19 protein-coding genes, 1 tRNA gene, 1 pseudogene and 1 riboswitch are annotated in these 17,346 nt (G+C 65.8%); of the genes and pseudogenes, 10 read left to right on the forward strand and 11 right to left on the reverse strand.

Features of this window, described 5'->3' with window-relative positions:
- Window positions 1-75: 75 nt before the first annotated feature.
- Together ASE69_RS13810 and thiC are read left to right on the forward strand one after the other, a co-directional pair.
- Window positions 76-948, forward strand: a complete 873-nt coding sequence (locus ASE69_RS13810) for an outer membrane protein (protein WP_056487675.1) — start codon at window positions 76-78, stop codon at window positions 946-948.
- A 411-nt stretch (window positions 949-1,359) separates the two neighbouring features.
- Window positions 1,360-1,469: riboswitch (TPP riboswitch) on the forward strand.
- A 39-nt stretch (window positions 1,470-1,508) separates the two neighbouring features.
- Window positions 1,509-3,425, forward strand: coding sequence for a phosphomethylpyrimidine synthase ThiC (thiC, locus tag ASE69_RS13815; RefSeq protein WP_056487677.1), 1,917 nt, complete (start codon window positions 1,509-1,511; stop codon window positions 3,423-3,425).
- A gap of 13 nt (window positions 3,426-3,438) precedes the next feature.
- Here the strand turns inward: thiC and ASE69_RS13820 are convergent, their stop codons facing one another.
- The 5 genes and pseudogenes from ASE69_RS13820 to ASE69_RS13830 form a co-directional block, all read right to left on the reverse strand.
- The gene (locus ASE69_RS13820) at window positions 3,439-4,467 is read right to left on the reverse strand and encodes an ImmA/IrrE family metallo-endopeptidase (protein WP_162236889.1); all 1,029 of its coding nucleotides are present in this window, start codon (window positions 4,465-4,467) and stop codon (window positions 3,439-3,441) included.
- The gene (locus tag ASE69_RS22440) at window positions 4,409-4,732 is read right to left on the reverse strand and encodes a hypothetical protein (protein WP_056487684.1); all 324 of its coding nucleotides are present in this window, start codon (window positions 4,730-4,732) and stop codon (window positions 4,409-4,411) included. The genes ASE69_RS13820 and ASE69_RS22440 overlap by 59 nt, the downstream gene beginning before the upstream one ends.
- A complete protein-coding gene (locus ASE69_RS23495) occupies window positions 4,725-4,952 on the reverse strand; it encodes a colicin E3/pyocin S6 family cytotoxin (RefSeq protein WP_082453123.1) in 228 nt (75 codons plus the stop codon). Before ASE69_RS23495 ends, ASE69_RS22440 begins: the two co-directional genes overlap by 8 nt.
- Window positions 4,953-5,068: 116 nt before the next feature.
- Window positions 5,069-5,229 (reverse strand): annotated as a pseudogene (locus ASE69_RS23500) (Txe/YoeB family addiction module toxin); the annotation flags it as partial.
- Window positions 5,230-5,294: 65 nt separating this feature from the next.
- A complete protein-coding gene (locus ASE69_RS13830; protein WP_056487686.1) occupies window positions 5,295-5,549 on the reverse strand; it encodes a type II toxin-antitoxin system Phd/YefM family antitoxin in 255 nt (84 codons plus the stop codon).
- Between the two features lie 144 nt (window positions 5,550-5,693).
- Between ASE69_RS13830 and ASE69_RS13835 the strand changes: the two genes are divergently transcribed.
- Window positions 5,694-6,548: a hypothetical protein gene (locus tag ASE69_RS13835; protein ID WP_056487688.1), complete on the forward strand. Its 855-nt coding sequence runs from the start codon at window positions 5,694-5,696 to the stop codon at window positions 6,546-6,548.
- 36 nt (window positions 6,549-6,584) lie between these two features.
- Here ASE69_RS13835 and ASE69_RS13840 read toward each other — a convergent pair whose 3' ends face one another.
- Together ASE69_RS13840 and ung are read right to left on the reverse strand one after the other, a co-directional pair.
- Window positions 6,585-6,887 carry an alkylphosphonate utilization protein gene (locus tag ASE69_RS13840; protein WP_056487691.1) on the reverse strand — a complete coding sequence of 101 codons (303 nt, stop codon included), beginning with the start codon at window positions 6,885-6,887 and terminating at the stop codon, window positions 6,585-6,587.
- Complete coding sequence (gene ung / locus ASE69_RS13845) at window positions 6,887-7,582, reverse strand: uracil-DNA glycosylase (RefSeq protein WP_056487694.1); 696 nt, start codon at window positions 7,580-7,582, stop codon at window positions 6,887-6,889. The genes ASE69_RS13840 and ung overlap by 1 nt, the downstream gene beginning before the upstream one ends.
- Window positions 7,583-7,755: 173 nt before the next feature.
- Between ung and aguB the strand changes: the two genes are divergently transcribed.
- Window positions 7,756-8,604, forward strand: a complete 849-nt coding sequence (gene aguB, locus ASE69_RS13850) for an N-carbamoylputrescine amidase (RefSeq protein WP_056064445.1) — start codon at window positions 7,756-7,758, stop codon at window positions 8,602-8,604.
- Window positions 8,605-8,734: 130 nt separating this feature from the next.
- Here the strand turns inward: aguB and ASE69_RS13855 are convergent, their stop codons facing one another.
- Entirely contained in the window at window positions 8,735-9,322 is a 588-nt protein-coding gene (locus ASE69_RS13855; protein WP_082453124.1) for a DUF4337 domain-containing protein, read from the reverse strand.
- A gap of 56 nt (window positions 9,323-9,378) precedes the next feature.
- Here ASE69_RS13855 and ASE69_RS13860 point away from each other — a divergent pair, with 56 nt between their 5' ends.
- Window positions 9,379-10,416 (forward strand): MBL fold metallo-hydrolase, encoded by a 1,038-nt coding sequence (locus tag ASE69_RS13860; protein WP_056487697.1) that lies wholly within the window; start codon window positions 9,379-9,381, stop codon window positions 10,414-10,416.
- Between the two features lie 134 nt (window positions 10,417-10,550).
- Here ASE69_RS13860 and ASE69_RS13865 read toward each other — a convergent pair whose 3' ends face one another.
- Window positions 10,551-11,285 carry a uracil-DNA glycosylase gene (locus ASE69_RS13865; protein WP_082453125.1) on the reverse strand — a complete coding sequence of 245 codons (735 nt, stop codon included), beginning with the start codon at window positions 11,283-11,285 and terminating at the stop codon, window positions 10,551-10,553.
- Window positions 11,286-11,307: 22 nt separating this feature from the next.
- Between ASE69_RS13865 and folK the strand changes: the two genes are divergently transcribed.
- The 3 genes from folK (at window position 11,308) to ASE69_RS13880 (ending at window position 12,627) form a co-directional block, all read left to right on the forward strand.
- Window positions 11,308-11,817 carry a 2-amino-4-hydroxy-6-hydroxymethyldihydropteridine diphosphokinase gene (gene folK, locus ASE69_RS13870; protein ID WP_056487700.1) on the forward strand — a complete coding sequence of 170 codons (510 nt, stop codon included), beginning with the start codon at window positions 11,308-11,310 and terminating at the stop codon, window positions 11,815-11,817.
- A 21-nt stretch (window positions 11,818-11,838) separates the two neighbouring features.
- A tRNA-Lys gene (locus tag ASE69_RS13875) sits at window positions 11,839-11,914 on the forward strand.
- A gap of 242 nt (window positions 11,915-12,156) precedes the next feature.
- Entirely contained in the window at window positions 12,157-12,627 is a 471-nt protein-coding gene (locus ASE69_RS13880) for a phosphatase PAP2 family protein (RefSeq protein WP_082453126.1), read from the forward strand.
- Here ASE69_RS13880 and galE read toward each other — a convergent pair.
- A complete protein-coding gene (gene galE / locus ASE69_RS13885) occupies window positions 12,624-13,622 on the reverse strand; it encodes a UDP-glucose 4-epimerase GalE (protein WP_056487703.1) in 999 nt (332 codons plus the stop codon). The genes ASE69_RS13880 and galE overlap by 4 nt on opposite strands.
- Before the next feature lie 59 nt (window positions 13,623-13,681).
- Between galE and msrA the strand changes: the two genes are divergently transcribed.
- Window positions 13,682-14,224 carry a peptide-methionine (S)-S-oxide reductase MsrA gene (msrA, locus tag ASE69_RS13890; RefSeq protein WP_056487706.1) on the forward strand — a complete coding sequence of 181 codons (543 nt, stop codon included), beginning with the start codon at window positions 13,682-13,684 and terminating at the stop codon, window positions 14,222-14,224.
- 97 nt (window positions 14,225-14,321) lie between these two features.
- On the opposite strand, the gene ASE69_RS13895 is transcribed toward msrA, so the two are convergent.
- Window positions 14,322-15,341, reverse strand: a complete 1,020-nt coding sequence (locus tag ASE69_RS13895; protein ID WP_056487709.1) for an L-threonylcarbamoyladenylate synthase — start codon at window positions 15,339-15,341, stop codon at window positions 14,322-14,324.
- A 46-nt stretch (window positions 15,342-15,387) separates the two neighbouring features.
- On the opposite strand from ASE69_RS13895, the gene ASE69_RS13900 reads away from it, so the two are divergent.
- Window positions 15,388-17,100, forward strand: coding sequence for an acyl-CoA dehydrogenase (locus tag ASE69_RS13900; protein WP_056487712.1), 1,713 nt, complete (start codon window positions 15,388-15,390; stop codon window positions 17,098-17,100).
- Window positions 17,101-17,346: the final 246 nt, after the last annotated feature.

Below are 17,346 nucleotides of genomic sequence, written 5' to 3' on the forward strand. Positions count from 1 at the left end.
GATCACTGCCTGAAACTGAAACCTTGGGCTGCGGCGAGCAATGGGAGCGCCGCGGCCCTCGTTTGGGGAACGACCATGACCAACTTCACGAAGCTCACCATGCTCGCCGGTCTCGCGACCGCGGGCATTTTCGCTGTCCCGGCCGCCGCGCAGGACATGACCACCGACACCAAGCCGTTCTCGGGCGTCTATATCGGCGCAGCCGGCGGCTATGACGTCCAGGGCAACGACGTCGGCTCGTCGATCCTGTTCGACCGCAACAACGACGGCAATTTCAGCGACAGCGTCAACACCATCACCGGCGCCAACGCCTTCTCGCCGGGCTTCTGCAACGGCTCCGCCCGCACTGCGGTGCCGGCCTATGGTTGCCGCAACGACGATGACGGTTGGTCGTATTACGGCCGCGCCGGCTTCGACGTGCAGCGCGGTCCGTTCGTGGTCGGCATCGTCGGCGAATTCGGCAAGTCCGAGATCACCGACAGCGTCGCCGCCTTCTCGACCACGCCCGCCAGCTACACGATGGCACGCAAGCTGAAGTGGGAAGGCTCGGCCCGCCTTCGCGCCGGTCTCGCCGCGCGCAACACGCTGTTCTACGCCACCGGCGGCGCCGGCTATGCCAAGATCGACAACCTGTTCTTTACCACCAACACCGCCAACGCGTTCGCAGCCACCGGTTCGGACAAGAAGTGGGGCTATGTCGGTGGCGGCGGCATCGAGCAGAAGCTGACCAAGAACATCTCGATCGGCATGGAATACACCTACCACCAGTACAAGGACGACGACGCCCGCGTCCTCGTCACCGCCGGCAGCGCGATCACTGGCAGCCCGGTCCTGCTCGCGAACAACCCGTTCGTCCTCGCCCCCAACACCGCCGGCACAGCCTTCCGCCGCAGCGACGACCAGTTCCGCTGGCACTCGCTGCGCGGGACCGTGAGCTTCCGGTTCTAAGGCGAAGGGCGGCCTGCACCAAGCTGGTGCAGGACTCGCCCAAGCCCGGCCAGCGCAGCAAAGCACGCCACAAGGCGTAGCTTAGCTACGACTGACGGCGCGCGGAGTGACAGAAAAGGCCGTTGCCCCAACCCGGGCAGCGGCCTTTCTCGTTTCAGCAAACGTGTGCTCGCTATCAAAACTCACCACCCACCCCGCTACCACCCCGGCGAAGGCCGGGGCCCAGTTGGAAAGGTGGAAATAATGGAGGGCCGCCGATCGTTACCGCCGTCCCCCAACTGGACCCCGGCCTCCGCCGGGGTGGTGAACTTCGATCGGCAGGACGCCCAACCGAATCCCAGGCGCACTTCCCTCGCGCACCCCCAAGCCCCCCAAATTCCCCATTGCACCCCGCCCCCAGCCCCCTATGCTCACCCCACCCCGGGGGAGCGCTAATCCGCGCTTGAGAGGAAGGCAGGAGCCTTCGACCCGCTGAACCTGATCCGGTTGATACCGGCGGAGGGAGGGAGCGGTCGCCACAGAACCGCAATCCTTGCTCCGAGACCCGTAGGAGCAAGCGCATGGCCATCGATACGCAATCCAAGACTGCAGACATCGGCGTAACCACCGGCCCGATCCGAGGCTCCCGGAAAATCCACGTAGCGGTCCCGACCAGCCCGGACGTCCGCGTCGCCATGCGCGAGATCGTCCTCGACCCCAGCTGCAGCGAGCCCCCCCTACGCGTCTACGACACCAGCGGCCCCTACACCGACCCCCGCGCGAAAATCGACATCAACGCCGGCCTCCCCCAACTCCGCCGCGCCTGGATCGAAGCCCGCGGCGACGTGGAATCCTACGAAGCCCGGGAACTCCGCCCCGAAGACAACGGCCAGCTAGGCCCCGACCGTTCCGGCGGCGTCCCCCAATTCCCCGCCACCATCAAACGCCCCCTCCGCGCGCGCGCCGGCGCCAACGTCAGCCAGATGCACTACGCCCGCCGCGGCATCATCACCCCCGAAATGGAATACGTCGCCACCCGAGAAAACCTCGGCCGCGCCATGCTGAAAGACTACAAGCGAGACGGCGAATCCTTCGGCGCGCAGATCCCCGACTTCGTAACCCCCGAATTCGTCCGCGACGAGATCGCCCGCGGCCGCGCGATCATCCCCAACAACATCAACCACCCCGAATCCGAACCGATGGCGATCGGCCGCAACTTCCTCGTCAAGATCAACGCCAACATCGGCAATTCCGCAGTCGCCTCCAACGTCGCCGCCGAAGTCGACAAGCTCGTCTGGTCGATCCGCTGGGGCGCAGACACGGTGATGGACCTCAGCACCGGCCGCAACATCCACGACACGCGCGAATGGATCCTCCGCAACTCGCCCGTGCCCGTAGGCACCGTCCCCATCTACCAGGCGCTCGAAAAGGTCGGCGGCGTCGCCGAGGACCTCACCTGGGAGATCTTCCGCGACACGCTCATCGAGCAGGCCGAACAGGGCGTCGATTACTTCACGATCCACGCCGGGGTCCGCCTCGCCTACATCCCGATGACCGCGAAGCGCGTCACCGGCATCGTCTCGCGCGGCGGCTCGATCATGGCGAAATGGTGCCTCAGCCACCACAAGGAGAGCTTCCTCTACGAGCGCTTCGACGAAATCACCGAGATCATGAAGGCCTACGACATCGCCTACAGCCTCGGCGACGGCCTGCGCCCCGGCAGCATCGCCGACGCCAACGACGAAGCGCAGTTCAGCGAACTCTACACGCTCGGCGAACTCACCCACCGCGCGTGGAAGAGCGACGTCCAGGTCATGATCGAAGGCCCCGGGCACGTGCCGATGCACAAGATCAAGGAGAACATGGACAAGCAGCTCGAAGTCTGCGGCGAAGCGCCCTTCTACACGCTCGGGCCACTCACGACGGACATAGCCCCAGGCTACGACCACATCACCAGCGGCATCGGCGCCGCGATGATCGGCTGGTACGGCACCGCGATGCTCTGCTACGTCACGCCGAAGGAGCATCTAGGCCTCCCCGACCGCGACGACGTGAAGGTCGGCGTGGTAACCTACAAACTAGCCGCCCACGCCGCCGACCTAGCCAAAGGTCACCCCGCCGCCCAGATGCGCGACGACGCGCTCAGCCGCGCCCGCTTCGAGTTCCGCTGGAGAGACCAGTTCAACCTCTCCCTCGACCCCGACACCGCCGAACAATACCACGACCAGACGTTGCCGGCGGAAGGCGCCAAAACCGCCCACTTCTGCTCAATGTGCGGCCCGAAGTTCTGCTCGATGAAGATCACGCAAGAGGTCCGCGACTTCGCGGCAAAGCAGAACCAACCGGCGGACACGTTCCTAGCGGCGGACGTCGATCAAACCGACACCAACCGAGCGCTCTTCGCCAAGGGCTCACATGCTGATGCCGAAAAAGGCATGGCTGACATGAGCGAAAAATTCCGCGAACGGGGCAGCGAGATTTATCTGCCGGCGGAGTGATTGAACGGTATGCCTAGGGTTTAGCCAGAGATCGTTCTCTGGCTCTACCAAGGATGTAGTCGCGAAAAGAGCGGTGGGAAATTACGTAACTGACCCACATACTTTCCGTTGCTCGGTTCTGAGCAGTCTCGACGCCTCGTCTATAAATGAGATTGACTGGGGCTCCCTTCGGCTCTTTGCCGATACCGCCCGCGATTATCGCATTTATGCTGGCGCGCGTTTTGGGTCGGAATTCGGGCGGGATCTCAGACAGGATGGTTTCTAGTGTATCCCGCCAAGCGGGGATGTCGGTACCCGGATCGTCCAGAATCTGGCGGATTTGCCACCAGTAGTAGTTGATATTAGAACCTGACATGATTTTGGGCTCATGTGCCGCAGCCATATCAACATTGGAAATAACGGTGCCGTATTCGATCGTTCGAGAATTTGTTTCAGGGGTACGGACTGACCGTATGACGATGTCATCTTTTACCTGAGCGCCTATAAAACCCGGCTTGCCGTACTTTCCGGCCTTCAGGAACGCGGCCGGCAACGAAACGTCTGCGATTTGATGTATCGAATGCATCAGGCCCGCAACGTGATCGGACCGTTCGGCGAGCGCAGTGACCCACGAAGACGGCATCAGCAATTCAGCGGCAAAGCGATTGGCTTCCGTCTCCATTTCCCTGTATTTTCCACGCTCCAGCGATCGTGGCATTTCGATATCGTCGACAATCGTGCCAGCATGCCACGGAATGATAATATGCCCGATTTCATGAGCGAGGGTGAAGCGCTTGCGCACCGTGGGCATATTTTTGGAGACCCAAACCTTCGGCCGTTTTCCCCGTACCTTAAGGTCCAGGCACAACCCATCGATCTCAGTCGGAAAGTCTTTGAAGGATAGAGTGGCAAAACCCCGGCATAGGGCTTCGACGTCAATGGGTGGGGTTAGACCAAGCCGCTCGACCAATCGGGCGGCCATCCGCTCCTCGGGATGACGGAGATCAACGATCAGGCTGTGCGGCAATCCACCGTGTGAGCGTAACAAGTTTTCCAGCTTCATCAGAGCGAGCCGCAATCCGCTCTTGAATTCGTATGTTGTCATTAACCGCCTCTCTGAGGGGCCTTTCCGTATGGCGCGCCGTCAGGATGGTATCGATTGCGTCAGGATCGGATACCCACAGCGAGTACTCGTCGAATGTCATCCCCAGATACTCGTGAATGTCCAAGGATGAATCGGAGGCATGCCATGCCTCTACGAAATCTTCGATCTCGTCCGATAGTACCTGTCCACTCAGGGCAAGCGAGATGAAGGACGAATCAGACATCAATCTTCCTTCCCTTTACGGGTAGCTTAAATAGCACGCCGGTTATCGCATCGGCCGCACCTAAATGAACACCACGGGCGGTAAACACCTCTACCTCGCCGTGAAGATCATCCCATGTGTATAGGCGTTTGCCGCTAACGCTTCTCCACCGCCGAGAACCGTGCACAAATCCCAATGCCAGACATTCGTCCAAGAAGCACGGCGTTGGTTTGCCTACCATCAACGCATAAGGACACAAAGTTCGCGCGTGTGCCACGTAATTCGAAGCGGGGAAGCCAATCAATCATGGTGTCGGCACGACAACACCTCAATCGTCTGCTCGTCACCCGTCACCCGTCACCCGTCACCCGTCACCCGAACCCGGTACACCAGTCGGTGCTCGCCCGTGATCCGTCGAGACCACCAGCCCGCAAGGTTTTGCGCAACGGCTCTGGCCTGCCCATGCCGGTGAGCGGGTGTCGCCTGCATTCCTCGATAAGGACGTTGATTCGTTGTAGAAGCTTGGCGTCCGCCTATTGCCCGCCGAGATACTCGGACCAGCCTTCCGGATCGAACGTGACCTTCAAGGTTGAATGAGCGCGTGCTCTTCGCCTTCGCCGGCATCAAGCCGCGCGATCCCGTCCAGCAACCGCTTCGCATTCGCCGGCGACGCCATCAAATGCAGCGTCTCCTCCATCCCGGCCCATTCGCTCGCCGAAATCAACACGACATTCTCGCCGAGCTCGCGCGTGATCATCACGGGAGCGCGGTCCGCTACGACCTTGTCGAGAACCGCCTTCAGGTTCTCGCGCGCTTCTGAGTAGCTCACGGTCTGCATAGGGCAAAGATGGGCGACATTCTGCTCGATGTCGAGAATGTCGGCCGCCGAGAAGGATGCCCCCGCGCCACACCCTCTCCATAAAAAGTCCAACAGCCTACGCAAACGCTGTCCTACACGCCGCCCGCCTGATCCGCTCCGGCCATGACCAAACCCACGCGCGCGCGCGCTCGCCGCGATGTCATGCCCGACATCGCCCCCGCTCTCGAACCGGCCACTCCCGAGGCAACCGCACGGACCACCGCGATGACCATCGTCGAGGCGGAGCATCTCCCGACGGTCGAGGACTTCGACCTTGCCGAATACGACTGGGTGCCGGTCCGCCGAAAGGTGCGGCACGATGGCTGGACGGTCGCGACGCAGCAGGCGTTCATCGGCGTGCTGGCGGATACCGGCTCGGTCACGCAGGCCGCGCGCGAGGTGAACATGTCGGCGACCTCGTGTTACCGCCTGCGCCGCGCGGCCGATGGCGCGGCGTTCGCGGCGGCGTGGGATGCGGCGGTGCAGACCGCGTCGCTGCGGCTGGTCGATCTCGCCTTCGATCGCGCGGTCAACGGATCGCCCGAGCCGGTGTTCGATCGCGACGGCAATCGCGTCGGCCAGCGCGTCCGCTTCAACGATCGCCTGCTGATGTTCCTCCTGCGCGCGCACCAACCGGATCGCTATCGCACCCCCGGCCAGGCGCCTGCGCCGGCGCCCATCCCGGTGTCGCCGGTCGAGGCCACGCTCGCCGCGCTCGCGCCGCCGATGCCCGCCGAACCGCACCGCCTGATGGCCCCCGAGGCGCTGGTGATGGCGCTCGAAGTCGCCGATATCCGCGCCGAACCCATCGCCCAGCACCGTCCCGCGGCAACCGGTTCCGCACCGTCCGTCCAGACGTTCGAGGCGCAACTCGCCGCCGCGAAGGCGACGATCCCGCCCAAATATCCCGAGAGGGTCCGCGTCCAGGAGGGTGAGGATGACCATGAAGGTCCTGGCCGGCGCCGTTTCCGAGCGTAACTTTATCGTGACCTTTGGCGCCGGCCATCTCCCGACCTAACGCTTCCGAACGAACTCCGCGCGCAGCACCAGCCCCTTGATCCCCTCGTACCGGCAGTCGATCTCCTGCGCGTCGCCGGTCAGCCGGATCGACTTGATCAGCGTGCCGCGCTTCAGCGTCTGCCCCGCGCCCTTCACGGTCAGGTCCTTGATCAGCGTCACCTGATCGCCGTCCGCCAGCACGTTGCCGACCGAATCCCGCACCACCACCGCGCCGTCGTCCGCCGCAACAGCCGTCGCCGCACCGCCCGCGACCCACTCGCCAGTCGCTTCGTCGTACACATATTCGCCGTCGCTCATCATTCAGTCTCCGGCAGCGCCCAGTCGATCGGCGCGCGCCCATGGGTTCTAAGAAAGTCGTTGGCCCGGCTGAACGGCCGCGATCCGAAGAACCCGGTCCGCGCGGCCAGCGGCGAAGGATGCGCGGACTGGATCACCAGATGCCGCCCACCCTTAGTAACGTCATCGACGAACGCCGCCTTCTTCTGCGCATACGCCCCCCAAAGCAGGAACACGACCGGTTTGTCCTGCGCGTTCACCGCCGCGATCACCGCATCAGTAAACCGCTCCCACCCATGCTTGCTGTGCGACGCAGCCTCGCCCATCCGCACGCTCAGCACCGCGTTGAGCAGCAGCACACCTTGTGCGGCCCAATGGTCCAGCATGCCATGAGATGCCCGCGGGATCCCGAGATCCGCCTCCAGCTCCTTGTAGATGTTCACCAGGCTAGGCGGCGTCCGCACGCCCTCGCGCACCGAGAAGCTGAGTCCGTGCGCCTGCCCCTCGCCATGATACGGATCCTGCCCCAGGATCACGACCCGCACCTGATCGAGCGGCGTCAGCTCCAACGCCCGAAACCGGTCCGCGTCGTCGGGAAACACCCGAGCCCCAGCCGCCCTCTCGCTCTCCAGAAACGCGTCGAGCGCCCGCATGTACGGCGCCTCGAACTCGGCGGTGAGCGTCTGCCAGCTTTCGGGGAGCGTATGATCGAACATCCCCGCCGCATGTCGGACAGGGCAGGGCAGTGTCAATTGCCGCTCCTAGTTCCCCCGCGAAGGCGGGGGCCCAGGATCACAAACGATACCGCCCGCAACCCTGGACCCCCGCCTCCGCGGGGGAACAGCAAGAAGGCTCGCACTCCGTGACGCCCCCCCTTATATGCGCGCCCATGACCGAGATCACCGTCGCCGCGCTGCAGCTGGGCTTCACGCCCAACATCGACCGCAACATCGCCAACGTGTCCCGCCTCGTCCACGAGGCCGCCGCGAAGGGCGCGCAGGTCATCCTGCCGCCCGAGCTGTTCGAAGGCGAATACTTCTGTCGCGTCGAGGATGAAGGCCTGTTCGCAAACGCCGCGCCCGTCGGCGAGCACAAGGCGGTGCTCGCGATGCAGGCGCTTGCCGAAGCGCTCAAGGTCACGATCCCGACCAGCTTCTTCGAGGCGGACGGCCCGCATCATTACAACAGCCTCGCGATGATCGGCCCCGACGGCAACGTCCAGGGCGTCTATCGCAAGAGCCACATTCCCGACGGCCCCGGCTATGAGGAAAAGTTCTACTTCCGCCCCGGCAACACCGGCTTCAAGGTCTGGCCCCACCCCGCGGGCAAGCTCGGCGTCGGCGTCTGCTGGGACCAATGGTACCCGGAAACCGCACGCGCGATGATGCTCATGGGTGCGGAAGTCCTGTTCTACCCGACCGCGATCGGCAGCGAGCCGCACGACACGTCGCTCGACACCGCCCGGCTCTGGCGCCGCGCCATGGTCGGCCACGCGGTCTCGAACGTCGTCCCGATCGTCGCCGCCAACCGAGTCGGCGTCGAGCACGGCCAGACCTTCTACGGCACCAGCTTCATCGCCGACGAGCGCGGCGACATTCTGGCGGAGCTTGGCCGCGACGACGAGGGCGTCATCACCGCGACGATCGACCTCGACATCGTCAAGCGCCACCGCGCCGCCTTCGGCTTCTTCCGCGATCGCCGCCCGGATCTGTACGGCCGTCTGGTCCAGGACATCTGACCCATCGATCCTCCCCCGCCAGGGGGAGGTGGCTGGCGCTTGCCAGACGGAGGGGGAGGAAAGGGTGACCGAGGTTCCGTGTCCTCCCCCTCCGTCACCTTCGGCGACACCTCCCCCTGGCGGGGGAGGATCACAACCAAGCCAACCCCGCCAACAACGCCCCCACCAGCGCAGCAGCCCCCGCAACCCACAGCAACCACCGCCGCCCGGTCAGCGCCGTAATCGACGCCAGCGCGATCGCCACCTGGATCGCGGTCACCGCCAGCGCCAGCTTCGTATGCGGCCGCAGCGCCTCGTCCGACTCCCCATCCGCCGCCGCCGAGCGCCGATCGAGCGTCTCCGCCTCCCGCTTCAACGCCGTCCCCCGCGCCTTGTACCGCGCGATATCCGCCCGGTGCGTCGCCATCTGAGTCGCACCGAACCCAGGCGGCGCGAGGTCGACCTCCATCTGCGCGATATGCCGCTTCAAGTCCTCCGCCTGGTAATAGCCCCACGCATCCGACGCCTGCGCCTTGATCAGCACCGCCTCGTTCTTGTGGAGCAACGCCTCGTTCTGCGTATGCCCGCCGAGGAAACTGGTCACCGCCGCCAGCGTTGCCAGGATCGCGGTGAACAATGCGATCCGCTGGTCGAACGCCTCACCCTTGACCGCGCGTTCCTCCGACAGTTGCTCATGCAACCCGCGTACTTCGAAATCATCATCCATGTTGGTCGTCATGGCCCTCCGCGCGTGACTGGACGCTGATGATCGCGTGACATAGTCGTCAGCGCGCCATGATCCGCACTCGCTCGATACTGCTCGCGCTCTCGCTCCTCGCCGGCTGCGCGACACCGGCGACAAAGACCTTTCCGCTGAGCGATCACTTCGACGGGACGCGCTTCTTCAACCCCGACGGCGTGCAGGGCAGTACTGGCGAGCAGAAGCAGGGCCCGGTCGCGCTGCTCCGCAACCTGGTAAAGCCGCCCTACCGAAGCTGGCCCAAGGTGCCCGTCACCCCGACGCGGCCCCCGGCCCGGGTCGAGGGCCTGACGATGCGCGTCACCTGGATCGGCCACTCGACCGTGCTGGTGCAGACCCAGGGGCTCAACATCCTGACCGATCCGATGTGGCTCGAGCGCTCGTCCCCGGTCCAGTTCGTCGGCGTGAAGCGCGTCCGCGAACCCGGCGTGCGTCTCGCGGACCTGCCGAAGATCCACCTCATCCTGCTCAGCCACGACCACCGCGACCACCTCGACATGACCGCGATGAGACGGCTCTGGCGGCGCGACAAGCCGCTGATCGTGACCGGCCTCGGCAACGACCAGATCCTCGCGCGCAGCGGCGTCCATGCGATCGCACTCGACTGGGGCGGGCGCGTGACGTTGCGTCCCGGCATCGACGTGATCGTCGACCGCGCGCATCACTGGAGCGAATACGACCCCGGCGACCGCGACAAGACGCTCTGGGCAGGCTTCACCGTGACGCTACCCGGTGGGAACCTGTATTTCGCGGGCGACACCGGGCCGGGCGACATGCGCTGGGCAACCGAAGCGCGCGCCGCCGGCCCGGTCCGCCTCGCGATCCTGCCGATCGGCGCGTATCATTTCGCGGGTCACCAGACCGACAACCACATCGGCCCGGACCAGGCGGTGACCGCGTTCGAACAGCTCGGCGCGGCCTATGCGATTGGCGTCCACTGGGGCACGTTCGAGCTGACGTCAGAGGGTATCAACGAACCGCCCGACCACCTCCGCGCGGCGCTGATCCGCGAACACATCCCCGCGAACCGTTTCCGCACCCCAGAGGCCGGCGAGCCCTGGGTGATCGATTAGTCGTCCAACTCCCCTCCCTGAAAGGGAGGGGCAGGGGGTGGGTAGGCCCGATCAAGCCGCAACCGATCCGCGATCCGGACACCAACCCACCCCCAACCCCTCCCTTCCAGGGAGGGGAGCAGCGTCACGGCTTCTTAAACCGTCTCGCGCAACGCCAGCGCCCGCTGGAACACCGCGTCGAACATCTCCGCCGTTAGCACACCGGTGTTCACGTTGTAGCGCGAGCAGTGGAAGCTATCGATCAGGATGCGCCCATCGGGCATCACATGCTCCGCCCCGTGCGCGAACCGCGCCTTGGGCAGCCGCCCACCCAGCATCTTTACCGCCGACTGATGCGCGATATGCCCCAAGGCCACGAACACCCGCGCGCTTGGCACCGCATCCGCCTGCGTCTCGAGGAACGGCCGGCAGGTGCGGATTTCCTCCGGCGTCGGCTTGTTCTCGGGCGGCAGGCACTTCACCGCATTGAGGATGATCGCGCCGTCCAGCGCCAGCCCGTCCTCTGCCTTCGCGCCATACGTCCCCGTCGCAAGCCCGAACCGCCCGAGCGTCTCGTACAGGAACTGCCCCGCGTAATCGCCCGTGAACGCGCGCCCCGTACGGTTCGCGCCATGCTTCCCCGGCGCGAGGCCGATGATGCCGAGCCACGCCGCCGGATCGCCGAACGCAGGAACGGGCGCGTTCCACCAGGTCGAGAACTCGGTCCGAAGCTGCTCACGCACGGCGACGAGGCGCGGGCAAAGCGGGCAGTCATGCGGCGGCTCGGTCTCGGGCAACGCGGAGACAGGCGTGAAGACGGTCGTAACGTCGACTTCGCCGTTCTCTTCGACGGTTTCGGGAAGCTCGGAGGTGTAAGGTGTGGAATCCATGGGATTGCGCTAGGCGGACCAAATGTCGCCTGCAACCCCGCTCCCGCCGATCGCGCAGGCCGCAACCACCTACGCGATCGCGCTCGGCTCCAACCGACGTGGCCGCCACGGGGCCCCAGAACGCGAGATCGCCGCCGCGCTGGAGACGCTCGGCACTGTCGTCGCACGATCGCCGACCGTCGCCAGTGCACCGCTCGGTCCCTCGAACCGCCGCTACGCCAACGCCGTCGCACTGATCGAGACGCAGGAGGACCCCGCCGCGCTGCTAGTCCGCCTCAAACGGATCGAGCGCGCGTTCGGTCGCCGCCCCGGACGCCGCTGGGGAAGCCGCGTGATCGATCTCGACATCATCCTCTGGTCGGGCGGCGCGTGGTCGTCGCCCGGGCTCACCGTGCCGCATGCCGCGTTCCGCACCCGCAGCTTCGTCCTCGGCCCCCTCGCTGGCCTGATCCCGACATGGCGCGATCCGCTGACCGGACGAACGATCCGGCAATTGGCGCAATCGGTTGACCGAAAGCGGCCACGCGATTAGGTGCGCGGTCCACGATGGCGGGGGTCCGTAGCTCAGTTGGTAGAGCAAGCGACTTTTAATCGAGAGGTCCCGGGTTCGAGCCCCGGCGGACCCACCATCGATGCCTCGGGCGATGCGCCGAGCAGGCGGCGGCATGTCCCGGCGATTCTCGCGGGCGCGTCAGTCGCGGCGATTGGGCTTGCCCTCATCCTCCTCGTCGGACTCGCGGTCGATCACTGGCCGTTCGCGTTCGACCGGTCGATCATCCTCGGTCTGCGCGCGTGGGGCGGGCCGTCATGGCTGCCCAAGGTCGCAGCCGACGTCACCGCGCTCGGCGGCGGCATCGTCCTGACGATCGTCGTGGTGGTCGCCGCTGGCCTCCTGATCGTTCAGCGCCTCTGGCTGACCGCCGCCGCGATGGTCGCGGCCAGCGTCACCGGCAATATCGTGGTCGAACTGGTCAAGCTGCAGGTCGCCCGCCCGCGCCCCGACATCGTCGCGCACCTCGTCACCGTCACGCATATGAGCTTCCCGAGCGGGCATTCGGCGAACAGCGCGATCGTCTATCTCACGCTCGCCGGCCTCGCCTCGCAGGTGACCCGGGATCGCGCGACCCGAGCGTATCTGCTGGTCGTCGCGATCCTGCTGGTCGGCGCGATCGGCTGCAGCCGCGTGTATCTGGGCGTCCACTGGCCGAGCGACGTGCTTTCCGGATGGAGCTTCGGCACGCTGTGGGCGCTCGCCTGGTGGCTCGCCACCGCCCGCGCGCGACGGGCGATCGGCGGTGAGCGCCACGCGTTCGGCACCCCGCCCGCCGACCCGGCCTCCTAGCGGCCCTTCTCCGCCAGCGCCCGCTCCCACGCCAGCGCATCGCGGACGATGCCGTCGAGATCGGCGTGGCGTGGAGTCCAGTCGAGCGTCTCGAGGATCGCGCGATTGTCCGAGATCAGCATCGCCGGATCGCCCGCGCGACGCCCTTCCAGGCGACGCTCGATAGTCCGGTTGGTAACCTTGTCGACCGCATCGAGCACCTCGAGCACCGAGAAACCCTTGCCATAGCCCGCGTTGAGCGTGTGGCTCTTGGCAGGGTTCGCGATCAGGACTTCCAACGCGGCGACATGCGCAGCGGCGAGGTCGGTGACGTGGATGTAATCGCGCACGCCGGTGCCGTCTGGCGTGGCGAAGTCGGTCCCGTAGACGCCGACCGCGTCACGCTTGCCGGTCGCGGCCTCGACCGCGATCTTGATCAGGTGGGTGGCGCCGACCGTCGACTGACCGCTGCGCCCCTGCGGATCGGCGCCGGCGACGTTGAAGTAGCGCAGCGCCGCGTAGTTCATCGGATGCGCCGCGGCGACGTCGCGCAGCATCGCCTCGGTCATCAGCTTCGACATGCCGTAGGGGTTGATCGGCACGGTCGGATCGCCCTCCGCGACGGGCACCTTCTCGGGCGTGCCATAAGTCGCGGCGGTCGACGAGAAGATGAAGTGCGGCACGCCCTCGACGACCGCGCTCTCGATCAGCGCACGGCTGGCGGCGGTGTTGTTGCGGTAATATTTGAGCGGATCGCTGACCGATTCGGGGACCACGACCGAGCCGGCGAAATGCATGATCGCGCGGACGTTATGCTCGCGAATCGCCGCGCGGACCTTCACATCGTCAGCGACGTTCGCCTCGACGAGTGCGGCGCGGGCGTCGACCGCCCAGTCGAACCCGGTGACCAGATTGTCGAGCACGACGACGTCATATCCCGCATCGAGCAGCGCCAGCACAGCGTGGCTGCCGATATAGCCGGCGCCGCCGGTGACCATAACCTTACCGTCGATCATACGCGTCTCCTCTTTGTTGCGCGGTAGCGACTTCCTATCTTGGGAGAAAGGAGATCGTGATGACGGATTATGTAACGCTCGCCGGCGGCTGCTTCTGGTGCACCGAGGCGGTATTCAAGGACGTGATCGGCGTGAAGAGCGCTGAGAGCGGCTATATCGGCGGGCACGTGCCGAACCCGAGCTACAAGCAGGTGTGCGGTGGCGACACCGGCCATGCCGAGGCGATCCGGATCGGCTTCGATCCGGAGCAGCTGAAGCTCGCCGACCTGCTCGACATCTTCTTCGCGACGCATGACGCGACGACGCTGAACCGACAGGGCAACGACGTCGGCACGCAGTATCGCTCGGCGATGTTCCCGGCGGACGATGCGCAGAAGGCGGAGATGGAGGCGGCGTTGGAGCGGGCGCAGGCGGACTCGCCGAAGCCTATCGTCACCACGATCGAGCCGATGGACACGTGGTACGAAGCCGAGGGCTATCACCAGGATTACTGGGAAACCTCGGGCCGCTCGAACCCGTATTGCATGGCGGTGATCCCGCCCAAGCTGCAGAAGCTCCGCAAGAGCTTTGCCGCACGGTCCAAGGCGGCGGTGAACGCGTAAGATTGGACCAATGCTGTTCCCCCGCGGATGCGGGGGCCCAGCTGAATATCGTAGTCCGACCTGACCCTGGACCCTCGCCTCCGCGGGGGAACGGGATTTAGCGGTGAGCGGCGCGGCGCACGCGGTCGTTGATCGCTTCGCCGATACCTTCAGGCGGAATCGGCGCAACAGCAATCTTCGGACGTTCGTTCGCATCGGCAGCGTGAAGCAGGTCGAACAGTCTCGCTGCGGCTTCGACAAGGTTTCCCGACGCGGAGAGCGACACGTCGCCTGTCACATCGCCGAAACCAATCAGCCACTCATCAGACCCTGTCTCGGTCGCATTCAACCGGAGCGGCTTGCTCGGCGCATAATGGCTCTCTAGCTGCCCTGGCGCCGTCACCCCACTACCAATCCCCCCCGGCGAAGGCCGGGGTCCAATTGAGGGACGGTCATGACGCAGGTCGTGACCGGTTACATCCGACGTTCCAATTGGGCCCCGGCCTCCGCCGGGGGGGTGCTCTAAGTACTGCCGGATAGCCTCCGCAGTTACCGGCCCCGGCCGCAACACCGTCCGCCCCGCCACGATCGTCGACTCCAATCCCGCCTCGGTAGCCCCATCGTCGAGGATCAGCGGCACGTTCCCCCCCAAGCTCCCCGCAACGTGCGCAGCGCAAGTCGGGCTGATCCCCCCGCTCGCATTGGCCGAAGGCGCCGCCAAAGGCCGCCCCGACGCCGCGATCAACCCCTGCATAGCCCGGTGCCGCGGCACCCGGATCGCGATCGTATCCAACCCCGCCGTCACCAGCGAAGCGATCCCCGAATCCCCCCTTACCGGCAACACCAGCGTCAAAGGCCCCGGCCAGAACGCCGCCGCCAACGCCCGAGCATCCGCATCGAACACCGCAATCCGCTCCGCCGCCGCCAGATCCGCCACATGCACGATTAGCGGATTGAAGCTCGGCCGCCCCTTCGCCGCATAAATCCGCGCCACCGCCTCCGCATTCGTCGCGTCCGCCGCCAGCCCGTACACCGTCTCGGTCGGCACCGCGACGATCCCCCCGTCGCGAATCAGCGCGGCGGCTTCGGCGATCGCGGCCGTGCCGTAGGGTAAAATCCGAGGGTGTGGACGGGTCATTCCACAGGCGTATAGCGGGTCCAAACCGTAGCGATAAGAGGATGCGATGGCCTTCACTCCAGCAACCACCGAACAGCGTTTCGTGCTCGACCATGTCGTGCGGATCGGCGAGATCGCCGCGACCGAACGCTATGCCGCCGCCAGCGACGACGTCGTCGACGCGGTCCTCGAAGGCGTCGGCCAGTTGGCGTCGGGCGAATGGGCGCCGCTCAACCGCACCGGCGACACCGTCGGCGCAAAATGGACCCCCGACGGCGTGGTCATGCCCGACGGCTTCGCGCAGGCGTACAAGGATTATGTCGAGGGTGGCTGGGGCGGAATCGGCGTCGAGGAGGAATGGGGCGGGCAGGGCCTGCCGTTCGCGATCCAGACCGCGGTGCTCGACACGCTCGGCTCGGCGAACATGGGCTTCGCGCTGTGCCCGACGCTGACCGTCGGCGCGATCGAGGCGCTCCAGCATCACGGCTCGCCCGAGCAGCGGGCGCTCTACCTTCCTCATCTCGCTACCGGCGAATGGACCGGCACGATGAACCTCACCGAGCCGCAGGCCGGCTCCGACGTCGGCGCCCTCCGCGCCACCGCCACCCCGCTCGGTGACGGCAAGTGGAGCATCAAGGGCACCAAGATCTACATCTCGTTCGGCGATCACGACATGGCACCGAACATCGTCCACCTCGTCCTCGCGCGGACGCCGGGCGCACCCGCGGGCACGAAAGGCATCTCGCTGTTCCTCGTCCCCAAGTACCGCCTCCAGGACGACGGCACGCCGGGCGACTTCAACGACGTCCGCGTCGTCTCGATCGAGCACAAGATGGGGCTTCACGCCTCGCCCACCTGTGTCTTGAGCTTCGGGGACAACGACGACTGCATCGGCGAACTGATCGGCGCGGAGCTCGGCGGCATCCGCGCGATGTTCACGATGATGAACAACGCGCGGTTGAACGTCGGCCTCCAGGGCGTCCAGGTCGCCGAAGGCGCGACACAGGGCGCGGTCGCCTACGCGCTCGACCGCGTCCAGTCGGCGCGCGCCGGCTCGCCGAACAAGGACTCGGTCAAGATCGTCGAGCATCCCGACGTCCGCCGCATGCTGATGCGGATGAAGGCGCAGACCCAGGCGGCCCGCGCGCTCGTCTACTACGCGGCCGGGCAGGTCGACCGCGCCAATCTCGGCGACCATGCCGCGCGCAACCGGCTCGAACTCGTCACGCCACTCGCCAAGGCGCACGGCACCGATCTCGGCAACGAAGTCGCATCGCTCGGCATCCAGGTCCACGGCGGCATGGGCTATGTCGAGGAAACCGGCGCCGCACAGTATTTCCGCGATGCCCGCATCACACCGATCTACGAGGGCACGAACGGCATTCAGGCGGCGGATCTGGTCGGGCGCAAGCTCGGCCTGGATAACGGAGGCGCGTTCGCAGCGCTGATCGCCGACATCCGCGCGGAAGCGAAGGACGAGCGGCTCCTGGCGCTGGTCGACGCGTGCGAAGCGATCGGGCGTAAACTCGCTACCGCGGACGTCGACGACAAGCTGGCCGCAAGCTACCCCTTCCTCACGATGCTGTCGGTCGCCACCTGCGGCTGGCTGATGGAGCGGCAGGGCGGCGTCGCCGGCAGTGACGATTTCGGCCGGATGAAGACCGCAGCGGTGCGCTTCTACCTCGACCAGATCGTCCCCGAGGCGATGGGCCTGAACGCGGCCGCGAACGCGAGCGCGGCGGTGCTCTACTCGATCGAAGCGGACCTGTTCGCGGCCTGAGCTAACCCCGCCACCCGTCATCCTGACGAAAGTCAGGATCCAGAGCCAAGCACGGCGACGCCTTTGGCTCTGGATCCTGGGTCGAGCCCAGGATGACGGGATGACGATGGCGACGTTCTTCTTCCCGTCTGTGTCGACACGACGGCCTTCGCAATCCTCCCCCGCAAGGGGGAGGTGGCACCGAAGGTGACGGAGGGGGAGGAACACGCAACGACGGTAAACCCTTACCGCCCCCTCCGTCTGGCA

It is taken from the genome of Sphingomonas sp. Leaf208, assembly GCF_001421415.1.
Taxonomy (GTDB): Bacteria; Pseudomonadota; Alphaproteobacteria; order Sphingomonadales; family Sphingomonadaceae; genus Sphingomonas.